Here is an 11,175-nt window from a genome sequence, read left to right as displayed (position 1 = left end):
CGGCCCGGGGCGGGGCCGCCCGGGCCGGTCCGTGACCGCCCGGAACCGCCGCGAGAAGGAGGCTTCGTCATGTGGCGGCTCGTATCATCCGCAAGGCCGTCCGTCACGTCCGGCGGATCACCGCCGCCGCGCGATCGCCGGACCATTCCCCGTCATCGCCAAGGGTTCAGACATCGCCAAGGGTTCAGACACCGCAAAGGATTTCCGTCATCGCCAGGAGACGCCGCGCTCGAAACCTTCCGGGCGGCCATAGGCCGGTTCCGCGAAGGCGGCGGAGCAATCGATGCCGAAGCGCTGCACCAGGTCGTCGGCGAGGTTGGAAAAGTCCTCGGCGGCGCGGCTGCGGGGACGAGTGCGCCGCACCGGCTGGCGCCGGGCGAACGCCTCGCTCACCGCCACGTCGGTCCGCACGCCCCGCACCATCTGGCCCGGCCCGAAGGCGGTGCGGAGCTGGCCCAGCGTCTCGCGCTCGACATTGGTGCGCAGGTCGATCCGCATCGGCGTGATCGCGAGCCCGAGGGGCGCGGCGCGGTACCGTAGCATCGTGTCGTGATACGAGCGGGCGAACTGCCGCACGCCCTCGAGGCCGAGGGGATCGAGGGTGGTGGGGATGACGACGCCATCGCTCGCCATCAGGGCGCAGACCGTGAGGGCCGCCGCCGCAGGCGGCACGTCGATCAGCACCAGGTCGTGGATGCGGCGCAAGGGGGCGAGGGCATCGGCGAAGCACCGGATGTCACTGGTGCCGAGCTGCCCGTCGAAGGCCCGGTCGGCCGGCACCACCGCGACATTGTCCTCGTCGGTAGCCTGCACGGCGCCGTCGAGGCCGGCCTGACGGCGCAGCAGCGGCGTATGGGCATTGGGCGAGCCGAGCCGGGCCGCCACCCCCAGCCCCAATCCCGCATGGCCCTGCGGATCGAGATCGACCACCAGGACCCGGTAGCCCCGGGCGCCCAGCTCGGCCGCGAGGTTGACCGTGGAGGTCGTCTTGCCGGTGCCGCCCTTGCAGTTGGCGATGGAGAGAACCCGCGCCGTCATCCAGCGGGACCGTGTGGGAGGGACAGGTGTCTTGTCATTCCCGCAGGCTGACCGAGGGGAGCGCACACCGTCAACGCCTATCGTCCAGGTTGTTCACATAACCGTCACGAATCTTCTCCGGCGCGCTCCCGGCGCCGCACGTCCCACCAGTCCAGGCGCTCGGCGATCCGGCGCTCGAAGCCCCGGTCGGTCGGTGCGTAGAAGCGCTGCCGGCCGAGACGCTCCGGCCAGTAATCCTGGCCCGAGAACGCGTCGGGCTCGTCGTGGTCGTAGCGGTAGCCCTCGCCGTAGCCGAGCTTGCGCATCATCGTGGTCGGCGCGTTGAGGATGGTGCGGGGGGGCGGCAGCGAGCCGTGCTCCTTGGCGGTGCGGGTCGCGGCCTTGTAGGCGGTGTAGACCGCGTTCGATTTCGGCGCCGTCGCGAGGTAGACCGTCGCCTGCGCCAGCGCCAGTTCGCCCTCCGGCGAGCCCAGGAAGTCGAAGGCATCCTTGGCGGCATTCGCCACCGCCAGGGCCTGCGGGTCCGCGAGCCCGATATCCTCCACCGCCATCCGCACCAGGCGACGGGCGATGAACAGCCGGTCCTCGCCGGCATCCAGCATGCGGCAGAGATAGTAGAGGGCGGCGTCGGGATCGGAGCCGCGGACCGTCTTGTGCAGCGCGGAGATCAGGTTGTAGTGCCCCTCCTGCGCCTTGTCGTAGATGGGCGCCCGGCGCTGGATCAGCTCCTGCAGCAGGGCCGCATCCAGGGTCTCGCCCGGCCCGACGGAGCGCCAGACCTCCTCGGCCAGCGTCAGCGCCGCGCGCCCGTCGCCGTCGGCCATCCGCACCAGCACCGCGCGGGCCTCGGGCTCGAGGGGCAATGTCCGGCCGGTCACGGCCTCGGCCCGGTCGAGGAGCTTGGCGATCGCCGCCGCGTCGAGGGCGCGGAACACCAGGACCCGGGCGCGGGAGAGGAGTGCGGCGTTCAGCTCGAAGGACGGGTTCTCGGTCGTGGCACCCACGAGGGTGACGGTGCCGTCCTCGACCACCGGCAGGAAGGCGTCGAGCTGGGCGCGGTTGAAGCGATGGATCTCGTCGACGAAGAGCAGCGTGCCCCGTCCCGCCGCCCGCCGGGCGCGGGCCGCCTCGAACACCTTCCGCAGCTCGGCGATGCCGGAGAAGATCGCCGAGATCTGCTCGAAATGCAGATCGGTCTCGCCCGCGAGCAGTCGCGCCACCGTGGTCTTGCCGGTGCCGGGCGGCCCCCACAGGATCAGCGAGCCGAGGTTGCGCCCGCGCAGGAGCCGGGTCAGCGCGCCCCCCTCCCCGGTCAGGTGCTCCTGCCCGACCACCTCGGACAGCCTCGTCGGCCGCAAGATGTCGGCGAGGGGACGGGGCGCGTCGCGGTCGAGGCCGGCGGTGGCGAACAGGTCGGACATGGCCGCATCAACACCCGCCGGGCGCGTGGCCGCAAGGGGCCCCGGGGCGACCGCCCACCGCAACGCCGATCCCGTCGGGTGCCCCTTGTGGGCGATCCCTCGTGAATGTTCCTCTTGGGTGATCCCGCCTGCCGAAGCTGCTAGGCTCCCCCCGCGATCCCCGGTCGCGTCGGCGCGCTCGCCGCGGCCTTGCCGCGACGCCGTCTTCAGCCTAGCAAGCAGCATGCGATTCAACTTCAACGTGGTCGGCCCGGCGAGCTTCGAGCTCTGGATCGCCCCCGACGACATGCGCCGCACGCCGCGCGTCCGCGTGGTCATCGACCGCATGCAGGAGGCCGTGATCGAGGCCTGGGTCCATTATCCACAGCTGAAGGAGTTCGGCTGGCATGCCCACGGCATCTGCGGCTTCAAGCTCAATGGCGAGAGCTGCCCCGGCCTGGATCAGGCTGGGCGCTACGACATCTTCGATGCCGACACCAACATCCTGCTCTACCGGCACACCGGCGATGCCGCCCACCGCCAGGCCCGCGTCCTCGCCCTCGACTACACGGTCCAGCAGGACAATGCGGCCCGCGACATGCTCTTCCCGGAATTCGCGATGGCGTATTTCGGGATTCACGACATCCATTTCGATCTTTTGCGCTGCATCATCGACATCAAGTACAGCAATTCGCTGTTCCTTCAAGGCAGCCTGCTGCTGAAGCGCTACGAAGACGTGATCCAGTCCGGCGAATACGTCAAGACGATCCTGATCATCGATCCCTACGTGGAGCTGGCCAAGCGCATCCTGTGGCTGCGCCGGATGGCGGAGATCGGCAAGGACCCGGCCCAGAGCTGGCGCATCGACCACCTCCGGGGCCCCTGCGCCTTTGCGGCCGGGCTCGACCTCGGCAGCGTCTCGGCCCTGCGCAAGGGCTTCGACCGCATCGATCTGGAGACCTATGGCTGGCTGGAGAACCCGCTGACCCGCGACCTCTCATGCGGCTTCCCGGGCGAGCCGATGAAGCCGGGGCACTGGACCCTGGCGATCGACGCGCTGTCGCGGTTCCACGTCATCGGCCACCAGCATTTCTGGGGTGCCTACACGGCGATGCTCGCCGACGTGCTGAAGCTCGAAGGACCGGCCGTACCCGAGCGCCGGGTGCCGGAGCCGGTGCTGCAACTCGCCGAGACCCTGAGCCGGGTGAAGAACACGATCGGGCTGGTCGAGATGGACATCAACCTCAGCGACAAGGTCTACACCATCATCGAGAGCCAGTGGGAGAAGGCGTAATCGCCCTCCCCCAGGCATCCAGGGCTGTCCGGGGACCCCACGCCTTTTCCTGTTTCCGAACTGCCCAGCACGGGGATCAGCCGAAGGAGACCGTGCCCGGCGTCAGGGTGTTCCAGGTCGCGTGCTCGATCAGCACGTCGCCCGGTCCCAGATGCAGCAGCAGCCCGTCGGCCGTCTGCTCACCGTGATTGCGCAGCTCCGCCTCGCTGCGGATCGTGCTGCCGACGATCCGGATCCGGTCCTGCTCGACGTCCCCCAGACGGAAATCCTCGATCGTCACGCGTCCGGATTGTCGCGCATCGACCACGAACAGGTCGTCGCCGAGTCCGCCATTGAGCAGGTCGCGACCGCCCCCGCCAGTGAGCCAGTCGTTGCCCTCGCCGCCATAGACGGCGTCATTGCCGCCGCGCCCGTCGAGCCGGTCGTCACCCGCGCCGCCATAGAGCAGGTCGCTCGCGCTCGTCCCGGTGAGGACATCGTTCCCTGCGAGACCGAAAACCCGCGATCCGGTCAGCGTGTCGTCTCCGGCCTTGCCCTGCTGGGCGCCCGTATAGGCGACGTCCTGATCGAGGAACTCGAAGACGCCGTTCCCGGTCAGGTCTTCCAGCCGATTGGATTCGACCGCGTAGCTGCGCCCCAGGCCAGGAATCCCCCCATCGAGGAACGTCACGTTCTCGACACCCGAAACGATGTCGAGGCCGTAGGACTTGGAGAAGAAGGCGGTGGTGCCATCCGCCAAGCGCGACACGCTCCAGTCGTGCATCGTGCCCGACAATTCGAGCGTGTCGGTCCCGCTTCCGCCCTCGATCCGGTTTTGCCCGTCGCCCGGGCGGATCGTGTCGTCGCCGGCCATGGCGTCGATGTAGTCGTTGCCGACATTGCCACGCAGCCGGTCGTCGTATTGCGATCCGATCAGGAAGGCGGAATCCCCGACATGGTCGTGCCGGTCCGACGGGCGGTGCAGGTCCTCGACCCAGGTGACGCCGCGCGTCGCGCCGGTGAGGTTGGAGACGATCACCAGGCTGTCGCGCGCGGTCTCGCCGTAGAAGGCCGATTGCGTGATCCGCACCACGGCATCCGAAGTGAGGCCCGCGACATGGGCCGCCCAGCCGCCGGGAATGTTGTAGAGCGCGAAGGGACCGTAGGGCCAGGCGGGATTGGCATAGTCGTCGCCGAACAGGATCAGGTTGTCGGTGGAGGATCCGAGGGCGTAATCCTGGCCCATCAGCCCGGGAGCCGCCGTCACCGCGCCGCCGAGCGAATCGAAGTTGCCGGCCGCGCGATGGACGACGTCATTCTCGTAGCCGATGTTGAGGACGCGGTCGTTGCCCTCGTAGGTGTAGGGGACGGCATGGGCGATGTAGTTGCTGTTGGCGAAGAAGCCGCCGGCGAGCGTGTCGGCGTATTTCGCCATGATATTGGTATAGGCGGCGCCGAGCGAGTAGCCGGTGACGATGACGTCATCGGCGGTCAGCCCCTTGCCGATCGCATAGTTGCGCACCGCCGTGAGCAGCGGGTTCATCTTGGGCGCGATCTCGCCGCTGTTGAGCTGGAGGTAGTCGGCCAGGTCGACGGGCGAGTTGGTGCCGGCGAACATGACGGACAGGCGGGTGACCTGCCCGCGGACGTCGCGCTCCTCGTAGATCTTCGCCTGCGGCCCTGAATAGGTGCGGCCGGTCAGAGGGCTCTCGATGACGTAGTAGCCGTCGTAATCCACCGCGTCGGGACCGAGGCCGAGCGACGAGGGTCCGACCTCCGACCAGCCGGCCGGCAGCGCGACGTTGGTCTTGTTGGCGGTCGCTCCTGGCGGCAGGGCCTGTCCGAACCCGTTGGCCAGCGACGCGACCTGGATCCCGTAGATCCGATCGAGCTGGCCGAACGTCGCCAGCCCCAACGAGGTGTTCGCCAGCTCGGCTGATTCCGCAACGGAATATCGGCGATAGTCGAACATGCCCATGACCACAGCTCCGCTCGCGATGTGTTAAATTCACATAAGTTCGCAAAAAATAGCAAATCAATACCACAAATTACGTAAAGATTGTAAGTTGATAGGAAAATTTACTTGCAATTATAAATTGCGAAGACATTTCATTAACGATTGCACCGACGAGAATCCGACAGTGCACAATGGCGCGTTTCAGCCTGGGAGTGGCCCATGCCCACTCTCAAAACCTGTTCGAGTGATACGGCCGACCTGATACCCTTGACGTGATCCCTAGGCCGCGCAGCGCACCCGGGGATCCATAAACTTGGACTATGAAGGACGAAGCGTGCCACGCTGTCCGTCATCCTTGACAGTCGTCAGTGATGGATCCCGGGGTCTCGGCATCGTCGAGACTTGGAATGCCTGGAGCAATGTCGGCCTGTGCGCCAGATCGATCGCGAAACCGCTCAAACAAGCTCCCAGGTGAGGAGCGAAGCAACGGGGAGCTTCTCAAGAAGCCGCTAGAAACAAAAAACTGCCCATTTATATGATTTTGGCCTATCTTAAGTTGTTTTTCTAAACATCATATTAAATTCAGATCAGGGAAGATATGTTATTTGCCTACAATCGATCTGCACCGGAAGCAAGGCCGCAGATACGAGGGCATCGCTTACGCGCTCACCGTCACGAGCGGCGGGCCTCCTCTGGCACGACGCCCGACCTCCGTCGCTCGAAGCCACTCCGTCACGCGGAAGCAGCGGATCGACTTCCCGGCACGTCCCCCGCCGGTCTTGTGTCACCCAGACGCCACCCGGGACGGCGTCCCCGGTCAGGGTCGGCGATATACCCATACCCGGGCAGGCGGCAGGTTCAGCCACACCTTGTTCGAGCGGCTGGCGGTGTAGGTCGTGGACTTGGCCGGGATCGGCGGCACCACCGCGTAGGTGAACTGCACGAAGGGCGCGTCCGGATGCATCAGGTTGTGGGCCGCCGTCAGCAGGTCGAGACGCTGCTCCAGGGGCTTGGTGAAGAGCGGCAGGCTCGAGATGGTGGCACAGGCCGGCTCGGCGAGCACGCCCGCGAGGGTGGCCCGGATGTCGTAGGCGTCGCCCTGGATCACCGTGGCTTTCGGAAAGCGCCGGCGCAGCAGCGTGCAGAAATCCGGGTTGTACTCGACGAGGACCAGGCGCTCCGGGGCGATGCCGCGGCGCACCAGCGCATCGGTCACCGGGCCGGTGCCGGGCCCAAGCTCGATCACCGGCCCGGGCAGGCGGGGATCGACGTAGGAGGCCATGGTGCGGGCGAGCATCCGGCCCGAGGGCGTGACGGCACCGGTCACCAGGGGCCGTTCGAACCAGGAGCGCAGGAACCGCGCCTCGTCCTCCAGGATGTCGCGCTTCTTCGACGGCTGCGGATGGGGCAGCGGGCTCGAGACCGCGACGGCTTTGGCCCTGGATCGGAGAGGCAAAGGCAAGACCGAGAACCCTTGAACTCGCAAAAGACGATGGGATGACGAACGGCTGTCGTTCAAAGGCGCGCTGCCGTCAAGCCTGACGCGCCCGCCCGAGACCTGCGAGCCCTGCAATCCCACTCGCGCGGGAGAACGCGCAACGGGAGGCTCGGTTCATCGGCCTAATCCGTCACGGTAGGTCCCGGATTGCGGCGACGACAATCAGGCGCGGCCCGAGCCGCTCAGGCCGTCGAAGAACTCCTTCACCCGGGAGAAGAAGCCGGCGCTCTCCGGGTGGTTGTCGGCCTGGCTGCCATGCGTGTCGAATTCCTGGAGGAGTTCGCGCTGGCGCTTGGTCAGGTTCTGCGGCGTCTCGACGAAGACCTGGATGTAGAGGTCGCCGATATCGCGCGAGCGCAGCACCGGCATGCCCTTGCCCTTGAGGCGGAACTGCTTGTTGGTCTGGGTGCCGGCCGGAACACGGACCGAGGTATGCGAGCCGTCGATCACCGGCACGGTGATCTCGCCCGAGAGCGCCGCCGTCACCATCGAGATCGGCACGCGGCAGAACAGGTCGGCGCCGTCACGCTGGAAGAACGGGTGCGGCTTGATCGACAGGAAGATGTAGAGGTCCCCCGCCGGCCCGCCGCGCAGGCCCGATTCGCCCTCGCCAGCGAGGCGAATGCGCAGGCCGTCATCGACGCCCGCCGGCACGTTGATCGAGAGGGTGCGCTCCCGGGTGACCCGGCCGGCGCCCGCGCAGGCCGGGCACGGATCCTCGATGATCTCGCCGCGGCCCTGGCAGGCCGGGCAGGTGCGCTCGATGGCGAAGAAGCCTTGCGCAGCCCGCCCCCGGCCGTAACCGCCGCAGGTCGGGCAGGTCTTGGGCTTCGAGCCGGCCTTGGCGCCTGAACCGGCGCAGACCTCGCAGGTGACCGAGGTCGGCATCCGGATCGTCTCGGTCTTGCCGGTGAACGCCTCCTCGAGGGTGATCTCGAGGTTGTAGCGCAGGTCGGCGCCGCGCTCGCGCCCGCCGCCCGGGCGTCCCCCCGCCGCTCCGCCCGGACGCCCGCCGCCGCCGCGGGCGTCGCCGAAGAACGTGTCGAAGATGTCCGACATGAAGTCGCCGAACTCGTTGCCGAATCCGGGGCCGCCCTGGCCGCCCTGCGAGAAGGCGGCGTGACCGAAGCGGTCGTAGGCGGCACGCTTCTGGCTGTCGGAGAGGCATTGGTAGGCCTCGTTCAGCTCCTTGAACTTGAGTTCGGCTTCCTTGTCGCCGGGGTTGCGGTCGGGGTGGTAGACCATCGCCAGCTTGCGGAAAGCCGACTTCATCTCACCGTCTGTCGCCGTCCGGGCGACGCCCAGAACCTCGTAATAGTCGCGCTTCGACATTCCTGTCCCCAGACCCGCCAATCCCCAGACCCGCCAAGATCCCTGTCCCCGGCTCCGCCCGCCGGGCACCGTCCAGACACGTCCGGTCCCCGGCGCCGTTTTTCCGCGCGCCGGGGACCGGACCGATCCGCCATCCTCTCCACGGCACGGATCTCAGACCCGTGCTGCAACCTCAAGGCGTTTCATGCCACCGATCCAAGATGCTGGCGCACCGTACCATTGATCGATCTCGCACGTTCGATGCCAGGTCCAGACATCCGGGACCTTGGGCCGGATTCTGAACCCTTGGCGAAAATGCGAGACCGGAACCACAGGTCGTTGTCGACGACCGTTGGTCTTACGCCCGCTTCTTCTGGTCCTTGTCGTTGACTTCCTGGAAGTCGGCGTCGATGACGTCGTCCTTCTTCGCCTCGCCCGGCTTGGCGCCGGCCGCGGCCGCGTCCGGAGCGGCCTGACTCGCCGCATACATCGCCTCGCCGAGCTTCATCGACGCCTGCATCAGGTCGGTGGTGCGGGCCTTGATCTGCTCGACGTCCTCGCCGGCCAGCGACTGGCGCAGGGCATCGATGGCGGTGGTGATCGCGGCCTTGTCGGAGGCCGGAACCTTGTCGCCGTGCTCGGTCACCGACTTCTCGGTGGCGTGGATCAGGCTCTCGCCCTGGTTCTTCACCTCGACCAGCTCGCGGCGCTTCTTGTCCTCGGCCGCATTGGCCTCGGCCTCCTGCACCATGCGCTGGATGTCGGCGTCGGACAGGCCACCCGACGCCTGGATGCGGATCTGGTGCTCCTTGCCCGTCGCCTTGTCCTTGGCCGTCACGTTGACGATGCCGTTGGCATCGATGTCGAAGGTCACCTCGATCTGCGGCAGGCCGCGCGGGGCCGGCGGGATGCCGACGAGATCGAACTGGCCGAGCAGCTTGTTGTCGGCCGCCATCTCGCGCTCACCCTGGAACACCCGGATGGTGACCGCGTTCTGGTTGTCCTCGGCGGTCGAGAACACCTGCGACTTCTTGGTCGGGATGGTGGTGTTGCGGTCGATGAGCCGGGTGAACACGCCGCCCAGGGTCTCGATGCCGAGCGAGAGCGGAGTCACGTCGAGGAGCAGCACGTCCTTGACGTCGCCCTGGAGCACGCCGGCCTGCACCGCCGCGCCGATCGCCACGACCTCGTCCGGGTTGACGCCCTTGTGGGGCTCCTTGCCGAAGAAGGTCTTCACCTGCTCCTGGACCTTCGGCATGCGGGTCATGCCGCCGACCAGCACCACCTCGTCGATCTCGGCTGCCGAGACGCCGGCATCCTTGAGCGCCTTGCGGCAGGGCTCGATCGTGCGCTGCACCAGGTCGTCCACGAGGGACTCGTACTTGGCGCGGCTGAGCTTCAGCGCCAGGTGCTTCGGGCCGCTCGCATCCGCCGTGATGTATGGCAGGTTGATCTCGGTCTGGGTCGCCGAGGACAGCTCGATCTTCGCCTTCTCGGCCGCCTCCTTGAGGCGCTGGAGGGCGAGCTTGTCCCGGGTCAGGTCGATGCCCTGCTCGCGCTTGAACTCGGCCGCGAGGTACTCGACGATGCGGTTGTCGAAGTCCTCGCCGCCCAGGAAGGTGTCGCCGTTGGTCGACTTCACCTCGAACACGCCGTCGCCGATCTCCAGGATCGAGACGTCGAAGGTGCCGCCGCCGAGGTCGTAGACCGCGATCAGGCCAGACTTCTTCTTGTCGAGGCCGTAGGCGAGGGCCGCCGCGGTCGGCTCGTTGATGATGCGCAGCACCTCGAGCCCGGCGATCTTGCCGGCATCCTTGGTCGCCTGGCGCTGGGCATCGTTGAAATAGGCCGGGACGGTGATGACCGCCTGGGTGACCGGCTGGCCGAGATACGACTCGGCGGTCTCCTTCATCTTCTGAAGCGTGAAGGCGGAGATCTGCGACGGCGAATAGGTCTTGCCATCCGCCTCGACCCAGGCGTCGCCGCCGTTCGAGCGGGCGATCTTGTAGGGCACGAGGCCCTTGTCCTTCTGCGTCATCGGGTCGTCGTAGGTGCGGCCGATGAGACGCTTGATGGCGAAGAAGGTGCGCTCGGGGTTCGTCACCGCCTGGCGCTTGGCCGGCTGGCCGACGAGCCGCTCGCCGTCATCCGTGAAGGCGACGATCGACGGGGTGGTGCGCGCGCCTTCCGCGTTCTCGATGACCTTGGGCTGCGTGCCTTCCATCACGGCCACGCAGCTATTCGTGGTGCCAAGGTCGATGCCGATCACTTTACCCATGGTGGGATCCCTCGTTGGTGTTTTTTAAGCAGACCGCCGAGCCCCGAAGCAGCTCGGCCCATGGCGGTACTTGTGGAGTGGTTTGAGCCTGGGCGGGCCGGACCGCGCCTCGCCGGAAGCCCGGCAAGCAGGGGAGTTGACCGCGCCGAGCCGGATATAAGAAGGCCGTTTCGGGGCCGCAAGGCGAGGCGGGCCGGCCTGCGCATCGTGATTCGCGCCGGCTCGGAGGCGTCTGTGCGCCGGCGGCCGGGCCTCCCGGCCCATGGTCAAGGCGCCACGACAATGTTGCGGCCGTGCCACGCCCGTGCCACGGAGCCCGTGCTAGGATTTCGCCCCAGGGCCGTGCGGGACGTCGGTCCCGTCGCCCTTCGCCCCGTGCCGTCCGCCTGGAGCCTGATGCAGCCCGTTCGCCCCCTCCCC

General features: G+C 67.4%; 7 protein-coding genes. 1 reads left to right on the top strand and 6 read right to left on the bottom strand.

Annotated features, from left to right (window positions below; genetic code table 11):
* Positions 1–207: 207 nt before the first annotated feature.
* Both VP06_RS26215 and VP06_RS26210 read right to left on the bottom strand, forming a co-directional pair.
* Positions 208–1,038 (bottom strand): ParA family protein, encoded by an 831-nt coding sequence (locus tag VP06_RS26215; RefSeq protein ID WP_048466749.1) that lies wholly within the window; start codon positions 1,036–1,038, stop codon positions 208–210.
* 104 nt (positions 1,039–1,142) lie between these two features.
* Entirely contained in the window at positions 1,143–2,459 is a 1,317-nt protein-coding gene (locus tag VP06_RS26210; RefSeq protein ID WP_048466748.1) for a replication-associated recombination protein A, read from the bottom strand.
* A 223-nt stretch (positions 2,460–2,682) separates the two neighbouring features.
* Between VP06_RS26210 and VP06_RS26205 the strand changes: the two genes are divergently transcribed.
* Entirely contained in the window at positions 2,683–3,732 is a 1,050-nt protein-coding gene (locus tag VP06_RS26205; protein ID WP_048466747.1) for a hypothetical protein, read from the top strand.
* A gap of 76 nt (positions 3,733–3,808) precedes the next feature.
* On the opposite strand, the gene VP06_RS26200 is transcribed toward VP06_RS26205, so the two are convergent.
* The 4 genes from VP06_RS26200 to dnaK all read right to left on the bottom strand — a co-directional run bounded on the left by VP06_RS26200 (position 3,809) and on the right by dnaK (position 10,755).
* A complete protein-coding gene (locus tag VP06_RS26200) occupies positions 3,809–5,689 on the bottom strand; it encodes a calcium-binding protein (protein WP_053082041.1) in 1,881 nt (626 codons plus the stop codon).
* A 796-nt stretch (positions 5,690–6,485) separates the two neighbouring features.
* Positions 6,486–7,130: a class I SAM-dependent methyltransferase gene (locus VP06_RS26195; RefSeq protein ID WP_048466746.1), complete on the bottom strand. Its 645-nt coding sequence runs from the start codon at positions 7,128–7,130 to the stop codon at positions 6,486–6,488.
* A gap of 198 nt (positions 7,131–7,328) precedes the next feature.
* Positions 7,329–8,498 carry a molecular chaperone DnaJ gene (gene dnaJ, locus VP06_RS26190; RefSeq protein WP_048466745.1) on the bottom strand — a complete coding sequence of 390 codons (1,170 nt, stop codon included), beginning with the start codon at positions 8,496–8,498 and terminating at the stop codon, positions 7,329–7,331.
* Positions 8,499–8,835: 337 nt separating this feature from the next.
* Positions 8,836–10,755 carry a molecular chaperone DnaK gene (gene dnaK / locus VP06_RS26185; protein ID WP_048466744.1) on the bottom strand — a complete coding sequence of 640 codons (1,920 nt, stop codon included), beginning with the start codon at positions 10,753–10,755 and terminating at the stop codon, positions 8,836–8,838.
* Between the last annotated feature and the right edge of the window lie 420 nt (positions 10,756–11,175).

The organism is Methylobacterium aquaticum (assembly GCF_001043915.1).
GTDB classification, from domain to species: domain Bacteria; phylum Pseudomonadota; class Alphaproteobacteria; order Rhizobiales; family Beijerinckiaceae; genus Methylobacterium; species Methylobacterium aquaticum.
This window is presented reverse-complemented; position numbering and strand designations above follow the sequence as displayed.

Bases quoted from the DNA above. Each gene is read 5' to 3' on its own strand.
- VP06_RS26200 (WP_053082041.1), bottom strand. From the start codon at position 5,689: ATGGGCATGTTCGACTATCGCCGATATTCCGTTGCGGAATCAGCCGAG.
- VP06_RS26205 (WP_048466747.1), top strand. From the start codon at position 2,683: ATGCGATTCAACTTCAACGTGGTCGGCCCGGCGAGCTTCGAGCTCTGG.
- VP06_RS26215 (WP_048466749.1), bottom strand. From the start codon at position 1,038: ATGACGGCGCGGGTTCTCTCCATCGCCAACTGCAAGGGCGGCACCGGC.
- dnaJ (WP_048466745.1), bottom strand. From the start codon at position 8,498: ATGTCGAAGCGCGACTATTACGAGGTTCTGGGCGTCGCCCGGACGGCG.
- VP06_RS26210 (WP_048466748.1), bottom strand. From the start codon at position 2,459: ATGTCCGACCTGTTCGCCACCGCCGGCCTCGACCGCGACGCGCCCCGT.
- dnaK (WP_048466744.1), bottom strand. From the start codon at position 10,755: ATGGGTAAAGTGATCGGCATCGACCTTGGCACCACGAATAGCTGCGTG.